General features: G+C 42.9%; 20 protein-coding genes. 18 read left to right on the top strand and 2 right to left on the bottom strand.

Features of this window, described 5'->3' with window-relative positions; genetic code table 11:
• Positions 1 to 76 precede the first annotated feature (76 nt).
• A complete protein-coding gene (locus HUS26_RS00930) occupies positions 77 to 472 on the top strand; it encodes an Hsp20/alpha crystallin family protein (protein WP_173915367.1) in 396 nt (131 codons plus the stop codon).
• A 76-nt stretch (positions 473 to 548) separates the two neighbouring features.
• Positions 549 to 1,109, top strand: a complete 561-nt coding sequence (locus HUS26_RS00935; RefSeq protein ID WP_173915368.1) for a DNA-3-methyladenine glycosylase I — start codon at positions 549 to 551, stop codon at positions 1,107 to 1,109.
• An 89-nt stretch (positions 1,110 to 1,198) separates the two neighbouring features.
• On the opposite strand, the gene HUS26_RS00940 is transcribed toward HUS26_RS00935, so the two are convergent.
• The gene (locus HUS26_RS00940; protein ID WP_173915369.1) at positions 1,199 to 2,209 is read right to left on the bottom strand and encodes a hypothetical protein; all 1,011 of its coding nucleotides are present in this window, start codon (positions 2,207 to 2,209) and stop codon (positions 1,199 to 1,201) included.
• Entirely contained in the window at positions 2,196 to 2,540 is a 345-nt protein-coding gene (locus tag HUS26_RS00945) for a PadR family transcriptional regulator (RefSeq protein WP_173915370.1), read from the bottom strand. Before HUS26_RS00945 ends, HUS26_RS00940 begins: the two co-directional genes overlap by 14 nt.
• Before the next feature lie 252 nt (positions 2,541 to 2,792).
• Here HUS26_RS00945 and HUS26_RS00950 point away from each other — a divergent pair, with 252 nt between their 5' ends.
• From HUS26_RS00950 to HUS26_RS01025, 16 genes are all read left to right on the top strand, one after another.
• Complete coding sequence (locus tag HUS26_RS00950; protein ID WP_371809524.1) at positions 2,793 to 3,368, top strand: TetR/AcrR family transcriptional regulator; 576 nt, start codon at positions 2,793 to 2,795, stop codon at positions 3,366 to 3,368.
• A gap of 13 nt (positions 3,369 to 3,381) precedes the next feature.
• Positions 3,382 to 4,281, top strand: a complete 900-nt coding sequence (locus HUS26_RS00955; RefSeq protein ID WP_173915371.1) for an ABC transporter ATP-binding protein — start codon at positions 3,382 to 3,384, stop codon at positions 4,279 to 4,281.
• Entirely contained in the window at positions 4,281 to 5,885 is a 1,605-nt protein-coding gene (locus HUS26_RS00960) for an ABC transporter permease (protein WP_173915372.1), read from the top strand. Before HUS26_RS00955 ends, HUS26_RS00960 begins: the two co-directional genes overlap by 1 nt.
• A gap of 177 nt (positions 5,886 to 6,062) precedes the next feature.
• Positions 6,063 to 6,971 (top strand): vanadium-dependent haloperoxidase, encoded by a 909-nt coding sequence (locus HUS26_RS00965; protein ID WP_173915373.1) that lies wholly within the window; start codon positions 6,063 to 6,065, stop codon positions 6,969 to 6,971.
• Positions 6,972 to 7,330: 359 nt separating this feature from the next.
• On the top strand, positions 7,331 to 7,906 hold the full coding sequence (locus HUS26_RS00970) for a biotin transporter BioY (RefSeq protein ID WP_173915374.1): 576 nt from the start codon (positions 7,331 to 7,333) through the stop codon (positions 7,904 to 7,906).
• Between the two features lie 58 nt (positions 7,907 to 7,964).
• Positions 7,965 to 9,428: an AMP-binding protein gene (locus tag HUS26_RS00975; protein ID WP_173915375.1), complete on the top strand. Its 1,464-nt coding sequence runs from the start codon at positions 7,965 to 7,967 to the stop codon at positions 9,426 to 9,428.
• Complete coding sequence (locus HUS26_RS00980) at positions 9,429 to 10,565, top strand: thiolase family protein (protein ID WP_173915376.1); 1,137 nt, start codon at positions 9,429 to 9,431, stop codon at positions 10,563 to 10,565.
• A 17-nt stretch (positions 10,566 to 10,582) separates the two neighbouring features.
• Positions 10,583 to 11,350 (top strand): SDR family NAD(P)-dependent oxidoreductase, encoded by a 768-nt coding sequence (locus HUS26_RS00985; RefSeq protein ID WP_173915377.1) that lies wholly within the window; start codon positions 10,583 to 10,585, stop codon positions 11,348 to 11,350.
• Between the two features lie 36 nt (positions 11,351 to 11,386).
• A complete protein-coding gene (locus HUS26_RS00990) occupies positions 11,387 to 12,526 on the top strand; it encodes a M20 peptidase aminoacylase family protein (protein WP_371809525.1) in 1,140 nt (379 codons plus the stop codon).
• Between the two features lie 179 nt (positions 12,527 to 12,705).
• Positions 12,706 to 13,518 (top strand): alpha/beta fold hydrolase, encoded by an 813-nt coding sequence (locus HUS26_RS00995; RefSeq protein ID WP_173915378.1) that lies wholly within the window; start codon positions 12,706 to 12,708, stop codon positions 13,516 to 13,518.
• A gap of 352 nt (positions 13,519 to 13,870) precedes the next feature.
• On the top strand, positions 13,871 to 14,035 hold the full coding sequence (locus tag HUS26_RS01000) for an aspartyl-phosphate phosphatase Spo0E family protein (protein ID WP_173915379.1): 165 nt from the start codon (positions 13,871 to 13,873) through the stop codon (positions 14,033 to 14,035).
• Between the two features lie 185 nt (positions 14,036 to 14,220).
• On the top strand, positions 14,221 to 14,988 hold the full coding sequence (locus HUS26_RS01005) for a zinc ribbon domain-containing protein (protein WP_173915380.1): 768 nt from the start codon (positions 14,221 to 14,223) through the stop codon (positions 14,986 to 14,988).
• An 18-nt stretch (positions 14,989 to 15,006) separates the two neighbouring features.
• On the top strand, positions 15,007 to 16,428 hold the full coding sequence (locus tag HUS26_RS01010) for a hypothetical protein (RefSeq protein WP_173915381.1): 1,422 nt from the start codon (positions 15,007 to 15,009) through the stop codon (positions 16,426 to 16,428).
• A gap of 203 nt (positions 16,429 to 16,631) precedes the next feature.
• The gene (rfbA, locus tag HUS26_RS01015) at positions 16,632 to 17,564 is read left to right on the top strand and encodes a glucose-1-phosphate thymidylyltransferase RfbA (RefSeq protein ID WP_173915382.1); all 933 of its coding nucleotides are present in this window, start codon (positions 16,632 to 16,634) and stop codon (positions 17,562 to 17,564) included.
• Complete coding sequence (rfbB, locus tag HUS26_RS01020) at positions 17,557 to 18,579, top strand: dTDP-glucose 4,6-dehydratase (RefSeq protein ID WP_173915383.1); 1,023 nt, start codon at positions 17,557 to 17,559, stop codon at positions 18,577 to 18,579. The genes rfbA and rfbB overlap by 8 nt, the downstream gene beginning before the upstream one ends.
• Complete coding sequence (locus HUS26_RS01025) at positions 18,558 to 19,517, top strand: glycosyltransferase family 2 protein (RefSeq protein WP_173915384.1); 960 nt, start codon at positions 18,558 to 18,560, stop codon at positions 19,515 to 19,517. Before rfbB ends, HUS26_RS01025 begins: the two co-directional genes overlap by 22 nt.
• The last annotated feature ends 1 nt before the right edge of the window (position 19,518 follow it).

A 19,518-nucleotide genomic window follows, 5' to 3' on the forward strand; every position in this document is an offset into this window, starting at 1 on the left:
TAATAACGGTGAAATCATTTAAAGGAGGCTGAATGATGGCATTAGTACCGAATACCCATTCCGGCAGCTGTCCAATATGCGAAGAGAGTTTGAGCGGATTTTTTCTGATTTTCCAATGAACTTTGACAATGAACGTAATTTTGGCGGGATTCGTGTGGATGTACATGAGACAGAAAACGAAGTCATTGCGGCCTGTGACATCCCAGGGCTTGAAAAGAAGGAAAATGTCAACATCGATCTCGAAAACAATACATTAAGCATCAGTGGTTCCGTGAACAAGACGAACGAAACGAAAGAAGAAAACATGTATAGAAAAGAATGTTACACGGGCAGTTTTCACCGTGCGGTTTCTCTCCCATGTCCTGTTTCCCATGAAGGCGTTAAAGCCACTTATAAAAATGGTGTGCTGGAAGTGAGAATGCCTAAATTAACGAGAGATACTAAAAACAGAATTAATGTAGATTTTCATTAATAAGTCAGCCATCGAGTGAGGTGGCTGTTTTTTTGTTTAGTAATGATATGATTAACATATAAAGGGAGGGCAGAAGATGAATAGATGTGCATGGGTAACAGATGAACCATTATACCTTGAGTATCACGATAAAGAGTGGGGAGTCCCGGTTTATGATGACCAGGTTTTATTTGAAATGCTTTGCCTTGAAGGCGCTCAGGCTGGTCTAAGCTGGTGGACGATCTTAAAAAAAAGAGAAAATTACCGAATAGCCTTTGATCAGTTTGATCCAGAAAAGATTGTTCGTTACACAGATGAAAAAATTCAAACTCTATTAGAATTCGAGGGCATCATACGAAATCGGCTGAAGGTGAAAAGTGTTGTTTCAAATGCAAAAGCTTTCTTAAAGATTCAAGCAGAGTATGGATCTTTCTCCAATTACATATGGGAGTTTGTCGGTCATGAACCCATTGTTAATGAGTGGAAAACGATAGAGGAAGTTCCTGTATCCAATGAGTTGAGTGATTCGATGAGCAAACAGTTGAAGAAAGACGGCTTTAAGTTTGTCGGTCCTACGATTTGTTATTCTTACATGCAGGCGGTAGGTCTGATCAATGACCATACGCTGGATTGTTTCCGCCATCCTTCCAATTGTTAAACGGGTACAGGGAATCTATTACATTCCCTTTCCGCAGGTGTGTCATAGATTCCCTTATCTTAAGTTTCAATAAATCGAGATATAGAAAGCTAAACTTTCTTTGTTCCTCGTTTGTATTTACGGAAGCCATCGAAACTATTCAAAGCAGCAAAAAATATAAAAATTGCGCTGCTTCCCCAGATCACCCTTGTTTGAACCTGTTCGGCCGTTACATTAAATAAGTCGGCCGTATAGCTTACAAATTCCGGATTAAATAAACCACTGGTTGTAATGATAAATACAAAAACAAGGGCCCCCATTACTTCCTGAATCAAGTTGTACCATGCTAACTGTTTTGTCCACTGCCTTTGAACCATCTTAAAAAGGGCCAGCCCGATTTCCAAACCAATCACAATAATTATGGGAGGCCAGAAAGAATTGAGAACGTCCTGGTTCAGGGAAGGCGCAACAAATGTTAATCCGTTTCCTTGATTCTCGTAAATCCCTAAAAGGCGCCCTGCATTGAAATAAACAGTAGCCCAAATTGCTGTCCATAGGAGGGTCCCGAACACTTCCGCGAGTGATATGGCTCTCTTCTTAGGGACATAAGAAACTTTCTTCAATTGATCAGGTGTCCACTTCTTCCCGTCTGAGGTCAGCGGCTGCTGATCATTTTCTTTATCTACTCGTTCAATCACCGAAAAGGTCAAAGTCATCCAGAAGAATACTTGGATACCGACCTCGATGATTCTAGAGACGCCTTTACCGATGAATGTAAGAATGATATCGATAAATGAATTTCCTTCAGCAGGAGTCAGGAAAAACTCAGAAACCAGGCTTATTAATGAAATCACTGCGGCAATCGGCAAAATCATTTTAATGAGAGAAATATACATATCATAATAGCGCGGGCCAATTAAATGCATCGGCCTGTCTCTGTACCCGCCCGCGAGCAAAATCGGATTACCCATCTTCTTAAGCACTTCTTTTACATCTTCCTCCGTATAACCATCCGGCAGCATATCTTCAATGGTAGACCTGATCTCAAGTAATATATCCTCACGATTTCTTTCCGGAAGCCGCCGCTCTACTTCTTGAAGATATACTTCAATTAAATTCATCGTTCTCCTCCTCCAGTAAACGGAATAATTCTTTTGTCACTTTCAGCCATTCTGATTTTAACTGCTGAAAAACTTCTTCTCCATAGTCACTCAATACATAATATTTGCGGGGACGGGACTCCGTTGTATCCCAGCAGCTTGTCACGAGCTCCTGTTTTTCTAATCGGCGAAGCAATGGATAGAGGGTGCTCTGTTCAATGAAAATCCCTGACTCCTCTAAAAGGCGGACAAGTGAATACCCATATTGCGGCGTTCGCAGCTGGCTTAAAACAGCCAGTGTCAAGTTGCCTCGTCTCTGCTCGGTTAATAACGAATTCAGTAGTTGACTCATTCCCTCACCTTCCTGTTTATACTGTACGTCGCATACTATACTTATAGTATATGTCATACACTATTGTTTGTGAAACAATATTATTTGTTTCTGGGAGCGTTTAATATCTGATTTGGAAAAATTAAGTTGACCGGGATGGTCGAAAGGAATACAATGAAATTGACCAGGGTGGTCTAATTACCCTGGTGGAAAGGAGGAACCCTCATTAGTAAGAAGTTCGAGAGCTTAGATGAAGAGAAACGCCAAAAAATATTGGATGCAGCTTTTCGAGAATTTGCTGAGAAGGGGTACGATCAAGCCTCTACGAATGCAATTGTTAAAGATGCCGGTATTGGAAAAGGGATGCTTTTTTACTACTTTAAAAATAAAAAGGCGTTATACGAATATTTAATGGAATATAGCTTAGACGTAATTACAAGAGAATACTTTCAACGTATTGATACAACCGAAAAGGATTTTATTGAGCGATTTAAGCAGGCCTCACAAATCAAAATGGAAACGTATTTAGAGCATCCGGCACTGTTTCGGTTTACAGGGACTTTCCTTGTTTTACATGAAGACGATCTGCCGGAGAAGCTTAAAGAACGAGTGGAAAAAGTACAGAAGAAGGGGTATTCCATCATTTATGACAATATTGACTACTCCTTATTCCGCCAGGACATCGACGTAGAAAAAGCCTTTAACTTGATCCGCTGGTCCATCGATGGGTATCAGAATGAATTGAAACAGCGCCTGCAGGGTCAGAATCTGGCAACAATGAATTTTGATCCAATGTGGGAAGAGTTTCATGAATATTTAGAGGTTCTAAAGAAGACCTTTTATTCGTAAGGGAGGCAGTGAAATGACTGTATTACAAACGATCAATCTTACCAAGCATTATGGGAAAGTAAAAGCACTTGATGGGGTGGACATTCAAGTAAATGAAGGAGAAGTCTTTGGCTTTATTGGACCTAATGGAGCAGGAAAGTCGACAACACTTCGCATTTTGCTTGGGATTTTAAAAGCGACCGAGGGTGAAGCTAAGATCTTTGGTAAAGATGCCTGGGATGATGCTGTTGAAATTCATAAGCGGATTGCTTACGTCCCTGGGGATGTGAACTTGTGGCCGAATTTAACCGGTGGGGAAGTAATTGATCTTTTTATAAAGCTGCGCGGCGGTCAACGAAATGATCGTAAAGCAGAACTCATTCGTAAATTTGCTCTTGACCCTTCGAAAAAGTGCCGCACCTATTCTAAAGGAAATCGGCAGAAAGTAGCGTTAGTGTCTGCGTTCTCATCAGATGCTGACCTCTATATCCTTGATGAACCGACTTCAGGGCTGGACCCGTTGATGGAACGGGTTTTCCAGGAATGTGTCATGGATGTAAAAAAAGAAGGAAAAAGCGTCTTATTGTCCAGTCACATTTTATCTGAAGTTGAGAAGTTATGTGACCGTGTTGGCATTATCCGCCAAGGGAAGGTCATCGAAACAGGATCACTGTCAGAAATGCGTCACTTAACTCGCAGCTCTCTGCATGTAAAGACGAAGCAGCCTATCTCTGAGCTTAACGAGCAAAAAGGCGTTCATAACGTAGAGGAATCCGAAGGGACCTATTCCTTCCACGTCGATTCAGAAAAATTGGCTGAAGTAATTGCTTATATAAGCAGGTTTGGTATTACGAAAATTGAAAGTGCTCCACCGACATTAGAAGATCTATTTATGAGGCATTATGAAGGAACAGGAGTGGGAGGTGGAAAGTAATGAACCGGCAATTATATGCTAAAACGGGCGTGCTGTCGCGACTCGTCTTAAGACAGGATCGTGTAAGACTGCCTATCTGGCTGTTCGCGTTTATTGGTTCTACGCTGCTTGTTGTTAACTCTTTTTCTACTTTGTATTCAACACAGGCCCAGAGGCAGGCTATGGCGGAGACGATGTTGAACCCTGCTATGACGGCGATGGTCGGACCTGGATATGGCATTGATAATTATACGGTAGGAGCTATGCTCGCTCATCAAATGTTATTACTGACGGCATTGGTCGTAGGCATTATGAACATTTTACTGGTTACAAGACATACAAGAGCTGAAGAAGAAGACGGCAGGCTAGAGCTTATCCGTGCACTGCCATCAGGAAGACTGTCCAGCTTAACCGCAGCATTATCTGTGATCTCTATAGCTAATATTCTTATGGGGCTGCTAATTGGGGCAGGTCTATTGTTAATGGGAGTAGAGAGTATTGACACTGAAGGTTCCTTTATATATGGATTAACCTTAAGTGCAGCCGGTATATTTTTCGCAGGTCTCACAGCCATTTTTGCCCAATTATCGGAAAACCCGCGGGGAACGATCGGTCTGTCCATGGCCGTGCTGCTTATCGCGTATATGGTTCGTGCCATCGGGGATGTAAGCAGCGAGGCCCTGTCCTGGCTCTCACCTTTCGGATGGGTGGTTCGTACCGAAGCTTTTGTTAACAATTACTGGGGGCCCCTATTTTTAATACTGGGTCTCGCTGTTGTATTGATAGGTGTGGCTTTTTATTTAAATATGATCCGTGATGTGGATGCTGGGTTTTTACCATCCAAGCCTGGACGCAAACAGGCCTCCGCCCTATTGCTCAGCCCGGCTGGTCTAGCTGTAAGGCTTCAGCGGACTGCGCTGATTTCCTGGGCATTCGGCATGCTCGTACTTGGAGCTTCTTATGGTTCAGTCCTGGGAGACTTGGAATCGTTTTTTGCTAATAACGATATGATGCAGCAGCTGCTGACACCGATTGAAGGGGTATCGTTGACTGAACAATTTCTCACTATGCTGATGGCTGTGCTGGCGATGATCAGCACGATTCCACCAATGATGGCAGTATTAAAGCTAAAAGGAGAAGAAAATAAAGGTCGTGTTGAACACGTATTAGGGCGAGCAGTTTCAAGAACTAAACTTCTGATCAGCTATTTGGTCATTTCGATTGTTGTTGGATTCATCATGCTGTCGCTTGCTGCAATCGGCCTTGGTTCTGCGGGACTGTCCGTGATGGAGGAAGCTCCAGCCTTCAGCACTTTTTACACTTCAGCTATTGTCTATCTGCCAGCATTATGGCTGATGATTGCCATTTGTGTGCTGTTATTAGGCTGGGCGCAGCGTTACACCGGGATCGCCTGGTTGTACTTGATCTATTCTTTTATTGTTGTCTATTTAGGAGGGCTCTTTCAGTTCGAGGAGTGGGTGACTAAGCTGTCTCCCTTTGGCCATATCCCGGAGCTTCCTATTGAGGAAGTGGCGTGGTCGGATTTAATTGTACTTTCATTGGCGGCTCTTGTCCTAATGGTCATCGGTTTTATCGGTTACAACAAACGTGATATTCAAAGCTAAACCAAAAAAGCTGTCCATAAGGCAGCTTTTTTAAAATTTTGGGTTTGGGTTCTTAATACAAGCCTCATACGCCGAATATAAGGCTTAAACTTACTGGAAATAATTATAATGTGGCCAAGCTCCCATCACTTCCTCACACTCATACAATATGTAAATAACTTTGGGAGATGATGGAAAATGGATGAAGGTTATCTGCGCTGGTCGGAAACTCCGTATGCCGGCGAAGAGCATCCGCCTGCAAATGCCGTAACTCCAAGCGCCGGATCATGGCCGCTTATGTATTTACGAAAAGATAGGGAAGGCAGTTATTATGGACCGGATGGACGTAAAATGGATCTTCCAATTGTTCACCCGGATAAAATAGATTTTGAGCGCGAGCTGAAAGAAGTCAAGTACACATTAAAACATTTGACGGAGGAGCAAAAGAAAATCGGGGTATATTATGGAACGGGTGTACCGACTAAGCAGTGGACGCCTGTAATCGACCGATTGCTTGATACGTATAACGTAAGTCCGACCTATGCGGCACGAATTTTAGCCGTCGTTCAAGCGGCGGTGAATGATACGATGATGTTAGTTTGGGATCTGAAGTATAGATGGGACGTTGCTCGGCCCGATCAGTATGACCAGGAAATGAAAACTTTATTATGTACGCCGCGATTTCCAACCTATCCATCCGGACACGCCACAATGTCAGGCTGCAGTGAAGTGGTACTAAGCTACTTTTTCCCTAAAGAAGCAAAAAAGCTAAAGAAAATCGCTGAAGATGATGCGGTCAGCCGCTTGTATGGCGGTGTTCACTTTCCTTCAGATAACGAGGAAGGAATCAGACTCGGCCGTTATATCGGTCATAGAATTGTCCAATATTTGAAAAACGAGCGGGATGCACGTCATAAGAAAGTTGATCACCCAGTAAACGATTATAGGGACGCAGGAATTTTTCCGGAGGATTACCAGCAGTTTATCCCCTATGAGTTTCCAAATGATTGTACTTCTCTGGTAGGGGATTTTGACGATTTTGGTAGAGCGGGCGATAAAAAAGAAGAACCTAAGAAAAACTTTCCAGACCCTAAGTTGTTTTATTAAGGGAGACAGATGAAATCTGTCTCCCTTTTTTATTCAACAGGTGTAAAAGTAGCGGATGATGTTAGCTCAATTACATCTCCTTCCCAATCCCCCAGGCTGTCCCAATTGTCAGCAGCCATAACAAAGAAGTGATTGTCCACTTAAGGCAAGGTTTTCCCTTTTTGATCCGGTTTTCTTCAGTCATTATAACCTTCTCCTTTTTCCTATTTATATGACGTGACTGTGTTGAAAAGTAATCGCTTCGAAAATATAATTTTCTATAAATTACTAAGGTAAACCGTTTGTATAAAAGGTTGACATAGTTCGGTGAAATAGGGTAATCTTCACTCATACATAATAGGAAAAAGTAGGTGCAATCGATGAATTTACGAACGATGGTTTACGCTTCTTTATTTGCAGCAATCATAGGGGCTCTCGGACTATTGCCGCCAATTGTTACACCATTTACTCCAGTGCCAATTACGGCCCAGACTCTTGGAGTAATGCTGGCCGGTTCAATCCTGGGTGCAAAACGAGGGGGATTGAGTCTATTACTCTTTGTTTTACTTGTAACCTTTGGTGCTCCGCTGCTTTCAGGTGGAAGAGGCGGACTTGGTGTATTATTTGGCCCGTCCGGCGGTTATATTATGGCATGGCCAATTGCAGCTTTTCTCATTGGATTTTTAGTAGAACGTTTTTGGAAAAAACTAAATCTAGGACTATATTTTTTATTTAACTTGCTGGGCGGGGTTGTGCTTGTATATGCATTTGGAGTCACGTATTTATCTATTATGACTCAGACCCCTTGGACGAGTGCAATGTGGGCAGCGTTTGTTTTCATCCCTGGTGACTTAGTAAAAGTTGTAGCGGCTTCCTTGCTTGCCCGACAAATCAATCGAGTCTATCCAATCATAGAGAAAGAGAAAAATATAAAAAGGCATTCAAGTGTTGCCTAGGCTTGCCTGAATCAAGGCAGGCCTTTTTTTCAAAAGCAGATAGGAAGAGGGAGTACTTATGGCGTATATCGGAGAGAGAATTAGAGAAACAGCAGAGAATTATCCTAATCGAATAGCGATAAAATCAGGAGACGAGTCCATAACCTATGAATCATTCTATCAATTCAGCCGACTTCTTCAGGAAAAGATTCAATCGATATACCCGAATGGTAAAGGAAGAAAGATTGGGTTTATGCTAGCCAATGGACCGACGTGGCTGGAGGTATTTATCGCCATCAGTCAAAGCGGGGACATCGCTCTTCCATTTGACCCAAAATGGAGTGACTCCCAGTTGGAAAATGTGATCGATGATGCACAGCCTGATCTCATTATCTATGATCATTCCTTTGTTCAAAGGCTTGAGGGGCTGCAAGGTGCGGTTTTGGTCGATGATTTGTTTAAGCACTCATCAGAAAGAGGAGCTGCTGGCCCGCTATCTGATAAAGACCCTTTTTATATTGGGTACACTTCGGGAACGACAGGTCAGCCAAAAGGCTTTGTAAGAAGTCATGCTTCCTGGGCTAATTGTTTTTCACGGGGGCGTGACGTTTTTTCCATAGATGCTTCCCAACAGATTCTCTGCCCAGGCCCTCTCGTCCATTCACATTTCTTATATGCTGCCGTGCAGGCTTTACATATTGGAGCTTCGTTACATTTACAGCCTTCGTTTGACGCTGAAGAGGCTTTGCAGCTTATTAATAAGGAAGAAATCGCAGTCATGTATATCGTTCCTACGATGTTTGAAGCGGTGAAAAGGGTTAAGGGAGTGCAAAATCTAAGTTCCTTAACAACAATGATTTCTTCAGGAGCAAAATGGCCCACATCCTCTAAAAAAGAAGCACTCCAACTTTTTCCACAGGCTTCCCTTTATGAATTCTACGGAGCTTCTGAACTAAGCTTCGTCAGTTATCGTCTTATTCATGAAACTACTATAGATAAAGAATCAATAGGAACTCCTTTTCCTGAGGTTGAAATTTCAATCCTTAGAGAAGACGGCGAACCAGCTGAACACGGCGAAGTCGGTCAGCTTTATGTGAAAAGTCCATGGGTATTTGACGGCTATTTAAATCGTCCGGAAGAAACGAAGCAAGTATTTCACGGGGAATGGGCTACAGTGGGTGATCTCGCTTTTATAGATGAAGAAGGGCAGATTATTTTAAAGGGCCGCAAGCAAAATATGATTATCAGCGGCGGCTTAAACATTTACCCGGAAGAAGTGGAACAAGTGATCCTCACCCACCCAGCGATTCAGGAAGCTGTCGTAAAAGGAATAGAAGATGACTATTGGGGGGAGAAAGTCGTTGCTTTTGTAAAGGTGAATAAAGGCAATTCTCTGAACTTCGAAGATCTGAAAAATCTTCTGATCAGCAAGATTCCTAAATATAAGTGCCCGAAAGAATGGGTGGAATTAGATGAATTCCCTTATACGAGCAGTGGGAAAATTGCCCGAAAAGAACTGGTTATACCTTCAAGGAGGGATTAGATGAAGGATGTTGTTATCGTAAAAGCGAAGCGAACACCCATTGGCAAGGTGGGAGGAAATCTGGCTCATCTCCCTCCGGAAAATTTAATGAAGCCGCTTCTTCAATGTTTGACCGATGATTTCGATCCTAATGAAATTGATGATGTCATTTTAGGAAATGTCGTCGGTCCGGGAGGAAACATGGCGCGTCTGTCACTGCTGACAGCTGGACTGCCGATTACGATTCCGGGTGTAACGGTGGACAGGCAGTGCGGTTCAGGGTTAGAGGCCATCAATATGGCGGCGCGAATGATCCAGGCGGGAGCAGGAGATGTTTATATAGCTGGAGGAGTGGAAAGCACAAGCCTCGCCCCATGGAAAATCAAAAAACCAGCATCAATACATGATCTGTGTGGCCCTGAATTTTTTACAAGAGCCCGGTTTTCTCCTGATTCGATCGGTGATCCGGAAATGGGAGAAGCCGCAGAGAATGTGGCCGAGCACTATTCCATCTCACGTGCGGAGCAGGATGAATTCTCGTATCATAGTCACCAAAAAGCGGTCGAGGCGCAGGAAGAGGGGGTTTTTACAGAAGAGATTGTTCCGCTTGAAGGGATCGATTCTGATGAATGTCCACGCCCCAGCACCTCTCTTGAAAAATTAGCTTGTCTAAATCCTGTGTTTAAACAAGGAGGCTCTGTCACAGCAGGTAATGCCTGCCCGATGAATGATGGAGCAGCAGCTGTCCTGCTTATGTCATTAGAAAAATGTCAGGATCTCGGCCTTGATCCGATCGCTCGGTTTGTCGATAGTACATCGGCTGGAGTTGATCCGAACCTGCTTGGGATAGGGCCTGTTCCTGCTGTCAAAAAACTGTGGGAACGACAGAATTTGAAAGAGAGCGACATCGATTATGTTGAATTTAATGAAGCGTTTGCCTCCCAGGTGTTGGCTTCCTTAAAAGATCTGGATATACCTCATCACAAAGTCAACCGCTCTGGCGGGGCATTAGCTTTAGGCCACCCATACGGTGCATCAGGAGCGATATTAGTTACAAGGCTTATTGCGGAAATGCGCAGGAAATCTTTTAAACGAGGCATCACTACTCTCGGAATTGGCGGAGGAATGGGACTTGCCACGTTATTTGAAGCATTTTAAATATGGGGGAGGATTCTATGAGAACTTTAAAAAATGAAATCATCATTGTTACAGGTTCTACTCGAGGGATCGGAAGGAGCACTGCTATTGAGTTAGCGAATAGAGGAGCAGCCGTTATTGTTAACGGAAGGAATGAGGAAAAAGTCGCTAAAATCGTTGATGATATTAAGAGCCATGGCGGCCGAGCCGCAGGTCTGGCGAAATCAGTGACAGAAGATGATGCCGGGTATCAACTCGTGCAAAAAGCACTCAATTGTTTTGGCGGCTTAACAGGGATCATCAACAATGCCGGCATTACGAGAGATCGTATATCTTACAAAATGAACGTAGAGGACTTTACCGATGTGATCGATTCTCACGTAAAAAGCACGTTTGTCTGCAGCACGGAAGCTGCCCGCTATTTTAAGAAAGCAGAAGTACTGGGGGTTATCCTTAATATGACATCACTCGCCGGTCTGATCGGCAATCCCGGCCAGGTGAATTACAGTGCCGCCAAAGCCGCTGTGATTGGCATGACAATGACTATGGCTAAAGAGTTGAAAAGAAAAAATATACAAGTGAACGCCATCTCTCCTGCTGCTGTAACTGATATGACCCGGCCGTTTATAGAAAAAGCAGCATCTGAGGAAGAAGCCGCATATTGGGACATTGGCACATCTGAACAAGTAGCGGATTTCATCTGTGATTTTATTGAGGAGAGAAGCATCGAACAGACCGGAGAAATCTACTCGATTAATAAAGAAGAAAAAGGCCGCTGGCTGCCGCCTTCTTATGAAGTTTTATAAAATACGTTACAATAGTAGAAAACTCATTAGAGGTTGGTGAGACTTATCGAAAAACACATCGGGCAGAGAGTAACTGAAACCTTTCAGTACTTACATAACCACGCCGAAATCAGCTGGGAAGAAATCGAAACAACGAAGTATTTAGCAGACACTCTTGAAAAAAGCGGATGCAAAGTTACGACATTTGAAGATTGCCCAGGAGTGATTGGAGAGTACGGCAATTTTAATGGAGATCTCCCCGTTGTCGGTGTACGTGCTGACATGGACGCACTATGGCAGCAGGTCGACGGTGAATTTAAGGCCAATCATTCGTGCGGGCATGATGCACATATGGCGATGGTTCTTGGGCTGCTGTGGAAGCTGAATCAAGTCCCTGAGCTTACTGAGAAAATAGCGGTGAAATTTATTTTTCAGCCAGCAGAAGAGAAAGGATCCGGAGCGTTAAAAATGGTCGATAAAGGTGTCATCGATGAAGTCGATTATTTATACGGTATTCACCTCCGGCCGAAGCAGGAAGTGGAAATGGGAGATGCTTCCCCTGTCATCAGTCATGGAGCGGTCCGTATGTATGACGTGGAAATTAAGGGGGAGGATGCTCATGGAGCGAGACCCCACCTTAACCATAATGCGATTGAAATCGGATCCCAAATCGTTCAGCAGCTTGGAAAAATTCACGTCGATCCGACCATTCCGCACTCTGTAAAAATGACGAAATTCCATGCAGGAGGAAAGAGCGCGAATATTATCCCAGGCAGTGCTTCCTTTTCTCTCGATCTTAGGGCGCAGACCAATGAAGTGATGGATGAGATTGAAGGGCAGGTGCAGAAGATTTTTGAGAGTGTAAGGAGCCTTTATAATGTTGTGGTGGAAACCACTCATATTGATGCGATTGCAGCCGCGAGGACTAATGAGGAAGCTATTGACATTATGAGTGCAGCTATTACAAAGGCACTTGGAAAAGATCACCTTCACCCTCCGCTGGTTACGCCGGGAGGAGATGATTTTCACTTTTATACGATTGAGCGCCCATCGTTGAGAGCTACGATGATTGGGATCGGGTGTGATTTAAGTCCAGGCTTGCACCACCCGAACATGACGTTCAATCAGGAGGCGCTAATGAACGGAGTAGAGATACTATATCAATCCGTCTTAACCACCTATAAAATTAAGAGCTAGCCAGTCGCTGGCTCTTTTTTATTGGAATAATTAGGACCAGGTCTTAACTTCGGTACCAGGTACGCAATAAAAAGAAAGCGGTACCTGGTACCCAGAGAAAAAAGAGAAAAAGTATAGGACAAAACCATCCATCATAAATTTGAATGATATCGATTTTGCAGCAAAGGGGAGGGGTTTTCGTGGCGTTTTTAGAAATTGATTCACAAACGAAGCTTTATTACGAAGATGAGGGAGAGGGCCAGCCCGTTATTTTTATTCATGGCGTCATGATGAGCAGCCGTTTCTTTCATTATCAGATTCCATACTTTAAAGAAAGGTATCGGACGATCAACTTCGACCTGCGCGGCCATGGACGGTCTAGTAAAGTAGAGCATGGCCATACGGTGGCCCAGTATGCCCGTGATGTGAAGCAGTTAATTGAAAAACTAAAATTAGAAAATGTGATTCTTGTCGGCTGGTCGATGGGAGCTTTTGTTGTATGGGACTACGTGAATCAGTTTGGAACTGAAAACATTAAAGGGATGACCGTCGTCGATCAGTCGCCTTCTGATTACCTGTGGGATGGCTGGGATTATGGAGCGTTTAATTTTGACGCTATAAAAGGTGTCATGCAGGCGATTCAGGAAAATCAGCTCGGTTTTAACAGTGAATTTATTTTCGGCATGTTTAAGGATAAACCAGATCCAGATGTTCACGAGTGGATTTTAGAAGAAATGATGAAGGTTCCAGCTTCCATTGCAAGTACAATTGTTTTTAACCAGACGGCGGTTGATTACAGGGAAACGCTAAGTAATGTAGATGTACCGGCACTGATTTGCTTTGGAAGGGATGATAAATTCTTCCCTGTAGCTGCTGGTGAGTATATTCAAGAGAGGATACCTGGATCTAAGTTGGTTCCATTTGAAAAAAGCAGCCACTGTTTGTTTTTAGAAGAACCCGAGAAGTTTAATCAGGTTCTGGCCGGATTTTTTGAGAGTTTAAAAGAGGGGTGATCGGTACCTGTCAGCCATCAAAAGGAAAAAGTTTCAAAGAAGCTGACGGGGGTATTTAAGAGTAGTTAACTTGCTGAAAAAGGATCCTAATGATTTGTACTCTATTAGGATTTTTAGTTTTAAGGTGAAAATACTGTGCAAGAAGGGAGGGAGAGGACGAAGTAGAGTTAATGAATCCATTCACCAAAAACTCAACTTTTCCCGCAAGTTAATCGGAACCCTGTTTCTAGTTATCAAAATAACTAGGCTTGCAAAAACTTAAGGGTTTCCTATTTTTAGTGAATTTTTTTAGGAGCTTCATTGCTCTACTTCGATTTCTAAAACATTTACCAATGTTGGAAAGGAAGTTTGCATGTCGCACCTGGAAAATTTGGAAAAAGGTATTGAATCCCTTAGAGAGAAAATGTATGGATGTTATATGAAAAATCCAAATGATCCTGAGCTCGTTAAAATTTCACAAGAATTAGATGATTTATTGAATGAACTGGAAACTTTCTTTTTACAAAATGATCATTAATTCTTCTAAACCCCTTTGCCTTACGTGAAGGGGTTTTTTGTGCTCGTCAGGTTTTCCAATTTTTATTTATAACACTTTCAACATTTTTATCTTCAAAGCTAAATCGTGGTTCTTAAAGCCTGTTTGAATCACGTATACATGCTGTATTGAGTGCTCTTAGATCTCAAAATCGAAAGGATGGTTTCATGAAGTGTCCACAATGTCAAAACGAACAGTCATCAGGAAATTTTTGTGGAGTTTGCGGAAGTGCGTTGTCTGGTGAAGTCGTAGCTTCACAATCAACCGCTCTTGTGACGGTGGAACAGGGAAGTAAAGATTCGGCCGGAAAGATGAAGATGTACTGGGATAATTCGCTTCTATTTTTAAAACAGCCGCTCGAAGCTTTTCGTGTGTCTGAATCAGGATTTGCCCAAGGGGTGGCAACTTTACTGCTTTATACGCTCGCTTTCAGTTTAAGTATCTATTTCCTTGCGAACTCTCTTATTAAAGTGATGACTTTCGGCTTTGGAGAGCCAGAGAGGCTTCCTTTTTTTGAAACGAGTTCGAAGATATTTATTTATTCATTTGTCGGTGTTGTGCTCAGTCTTGCTGCTATTATGATTGTTTCTAAACTTATGAAGCTGACGCTCAATGACCGGGAAATCGTTGCACAGTATGGAGCGTTGATAACACCTTTCTTCCTTGTTAACTTAATCGCTGTATTGTTTGCATTAAGCGGCACGGTCACGGCTACTTTGGTTTTGCTTGGAGCGTCGCTGTCTTATGCACTGTACTTCGTCCCGGTTCTTTTTATCTTCAATCATGGGTTTAACAGCCAGTCTCGTTCCTACGCTTTTTATGGAGCGGTTGGCACGAGTATCATTATTTCATTCCTTACTTATTTCTTCTGGAAGTGGATGCTGATTGAGAAAATCGATCAGATCGATTCGTTCTTTAGCGGCTTCTATTTTTAAAAAAGGAGAGAAGAATTATTGGAGTACTGCACAGCATGCGGTCATTCTTTAAATAACGGAAACACTTTCTGCATAAATTGCGGGGCTAAACAGACAGACCACCATCCGCCTTCGCGGCAAGTTCGAGCCTCCAAGAAACCTATGAAAAAAGGAACGAAGACAGCGATCTGGTTTGTGGCAGCGGCCGTTATTTTGATATTCAGCGCTCACCAGATCATTTCTTCTAAAATTGATCCGATGAAAACCATAAAAGCGATGGATCGGGCGATGACAACATTCGATGCGGATCACTTTTTCACGCATGTGAAGCTTGATAAAGAAGCGTTATTAATTAAAAGCGAATATTTGGGATATATCGATGGGGAAGGATGGGAAGAAATTCGCGGTCAATTAGAAGACATAATGGATGGAAAAAAGGGTGAAAACTTTTCAGTTACAGATGAAGACGGCAGTGAATTTTTTCAAGTGAAAAAGAAGCCGTTCCTGCTTGGTATCTATGATACTTATGAAATTCATGCCACGCCCCAGCAAATAAAAGCAGTGACAAATTTAAATCCGGCTACCCTTGAAATGGGGGGTAAATCAGCAGAGATGAAAGGGGACACGGAAGTAGTATTTAAAGCATATCCAGGTGCTTACGAGCTTCAAGGATTTTACGAAAATGAGTTTGGTGAAATCGGTTATGAAGAAACGGTGTTTATTGAATCCAATGCTGAGCATCTATCAGACGTCTCTCTGTATTTCCCAGATGAAATCTATACAATTGAAACCGACAAGCCGGATGCCGTTCTATTTATCAATGGAAAAAATACAGGGAAATCACTAAGTGAATTCGAAGAGCTTGGTCCTTTTCCAGAAGATGAAGAAGTCTGGATGCATGCCGAATGGACCGATGAGAATGGAGAAGTACAGCGAAGCGAAGAGATCAGCCAGTACTATGTGTATCGCGGGACACTCACCTTTTGGTTTGACTCGTATGAGTATGACTTTGATTATGAGGATGATGCATTTCTGGAAGAGCCGCAGGTGACTGAAGAAGTGACCGTAGATGTGGATAAATTTACAGCCGAGGAGGCTGGTCAATACGTTCTTGCCTTCAGAGATTCTTATGAAGCTGCCTTACATGAAGCTGACTATAGTTATATCGCCACTTTCTTAGATGAAGGCAGTGACGCAGCGCTTGAACTGGAAGATTACTTGATGGAAATTGAGGGTCAGGGGTTTGAGTTCATTTTTCAAGTTAACGAGGTAATAGAGGCAGAGCAGACTGATGAGAATACGTATGATGTGCAGACGAATGAAGAGTTTGTATTTGTTGCTCAGGATGGAAAAGAAACTTACTATGTCCGAGTGAAAGACTACACGCTTACTAACACGGAGGATGGACTGAAGATTACGAACATCGACATCAATGAAACCGAAAGAAAGGAAGAGGGATAAAAGTCCTTCTCTTTTTTTTTGTTTTTTTCGGTACCTGGTACTCAAAAGGAGAGCAGTTTTACCAGGTACCGCAGGTCTGAATCTATGTACCTGGTACCCGTAACAGCCCTGTCATAAAAAGTTAACGAAAAAGTAAGAGTGAAAACTGTTAAAAAAGGTAATAAGCATTATAGTGGAAAATTAATAGGGTGAGGGGGATGGGAATGAAAGGAATTATTTTAGCAGGAGGCAGTGGATCGAGGCTGTCACCAAGTACACTCAGTGTAAACAAGCATTTGCTGGCGGTGTTTGACAAGCCGATGATTTACTATCCTTTATCTGTTTTAATGCTGGGCGGGATTAAAGATATTTTAATTATCTGTGCCCCTGATGATGTGAGCCGATTTAAAGGACTGCTGGGCAATGGTGAGTCTTTAGGAATTTCTATTACCTATGAGGTACAGGAAAATCCAAACGGCATACCGGAAGCGCTCATAATTGGAGAAGAATTTATCGGCCGCGATGACGTCACGTTAATTCTCGGGGATAACATTTTTTATGGCCAAGGATTTACGACACTGCTTCGTAAAGCCATTCAGGATCATAAGCATGCGACGGTATTTGGATATCGCGTTAAAGATCCGGAACGATTTGGAGTTGTAGAATTTGATGAAAACAAAAAAGTGGTCTCCTTAGAAGAGAAACCGAATGATCCTAAATCGGATTTTGCGGTGACCGGGCTTTATATTTACGATCATCGCGCCGTAGATATTGCGAAGCGGCTTTCTCCCTCAGGGCGTGGAGAGCTTGAGATTACCGACCTGAATAAACAGTATTTAGCGATGGACGAGCTTGATGTTCAGCTTCTTGGGCGCGGGTTTGCCTGGATGGATGCAGGCACTCACGAGTCGCTATTTGAAGCGTCTGAATTTGTGAAAAATATTCAGCAGCGGCAAGGCTTCAAGCTCGCGTGTATTGAAGAGATTGCCTACTACCTGGGCAATATCGATAAGCAGGAGCTCCGGGAGATTGGAAAGTTTATGTCCAAAACGGACTATGGCCAATATTTAATAGATATTGCCAATAGAAAGCATATTGAACAATACTGGGATGAGATGGACAGCCATCCGATGTTAGAGGTGAGTAAGTATGAATAAGCGATATCTTTTAGTAACAGGGGGAGCCGGTTTTATCGGTTCGAATTTTATAAACTATTATTGTAAAAAATACCCGGATGCCGCGCTTTTGAACGTTGATAAATTAACGTACGCCGGGTCATTATCCAACGTTTCAAATCTCGAACACTATGAAAACTACCAATTCGTTCAAGGCGATATTGCAGATGCTGCTTTTGTGGACCGCTTATTCAATGATTATCCGATTGATGGCGTGATCAATTTCGCTGCCGAGTCTCATGTTGACCGGTCGATTGAAGATGCACGTTCTTTTATCGAAACGAATGTTTTAGGAACTCAGGTTCTGCTGCAGACTGCAAAGCGCGACTGGGAAATGCGCGGAAAGCTCAAAGAAAATCGATTTCATCAAATTTCAACTGATGAAGTGTATGGTTCCTTAGATACTGATGGAAAGTTCCATGAACATACCCCTTATGATCCGCGAAATCCATACAGTGCATCAAAAGCAGGGGCGAATTTACTCGTAAAAAGCTTCGGGCATACATACGGGATGAATATTGTCATCTCGAGCAGTTCAAACAACTATGGCCCGCGGCAGCACGAGGAAAAATTGATTCCTACGATAATTTCCAACGCTCTTAAACAGCAGCCGATCCCGATTTATGGAGACGGAGAAAATATAAGAGACTGGCTGTATGTTGAAGACCACTGCAGGGCACTGGACTTTATTTACCACGGCGGCCAAGCGATGGAAAGCTACAATGTCGGCGGTGGAAATGAATTGAAAAACATTGAGCTCGCTGGTGAAATCTGTGAGATTTTAGATCAAACCTGTCCGCAGGAAAAAGGAGAGCTTAACAGTTATAAAGAATTAATTACCTTTACAGAAGACCGTCTTGGACATGATCGCAGATATGCGGTAGATGATACTAAATTGAGAAATTCATTGGGATGGCAGCCGGAAGTTACGATCGAGCAAGGATTACAAGAAACCGTAAATTGGTATGTAAGGCAATGGGCACAGCCAAGCCGGTAATTTCAGTCGTTGTACCTATTTATGGCTGCCGCTCCTGTTTACGTGAATTATGTAACCGTGTCCGAGCAACGATTGCAGATATACCAGCTGATTATGAAATCCTATTGGTCAATGATTCAAGCCCTGATCATGCTTGGAAAACGATCACCGAATTAGCCGGTGAGGATCCCCTGATCAGAGGCATTGATTTAGCGAGGAACTTTGGTCAGCACTATGCGATTACAGCAGGTCTAGATCATACGACAGGAGACTGGGTCGTCGTTATGGACTGTGACTTACAAGACCGTCCTGAGGAAATCGCTGCGCTTTTTCAAAAGGCTCAGGAAGGCTATGAAGTTGTGTTTGCCAAAAGAGTCGTGCGCCGGGACAGTTGGTTGAAACGTATGTCCTCAAAGGCTTTTTACCGTGTATATGACTACTTTACCGGCCATGTTTCTGATCACACTGTGGCGAACTTCAGTATTGCCCATAAAAAGGTGATAAAAGGCTTCAGGCAGATGCGGGAGCAGAGCCGTCTATATCCGCTTTTTCTTCAATGGATGGGGTACAAGACAGCGAGTATTGTAGTCGAGCACAAAGAACGAGGCGAGGGAAAGTCCTCGTATAATTTGAAAAAACTGATCACTTTAGCGACAGATACTATCATCGCCCAGTCAAACAAACCTTTACGATTATCGATTCAAATAGGCTTTTTTATATCGCTCGGTTCATTTTTATATGGAATGTACCTGTTTCTCAGATATTTCTTTATGGATGAGCATGTTCAAGGCTGGACAAGTGTGATGGTGAGTATGTATTTCATCGCGGGTCTGATGTTTTTCAACTTCGGAATTATCGGGCTCTACATCGGAAAAGTTTTCAATGAAGCCAAAGGAAGACCGCTTTACCTGATTCGCGAACAGATAAATGAAAAGGAAGCGGCGAAGGATCGGAGATGAT

The organism is Halobacillus sp. Marseille-Q1614 (assembly GCF_902809865.1).
GTDB lineage: Bacteria > Bacillota > Bacilli > Bacillales > Halobacillaceae > Halobacillus_A.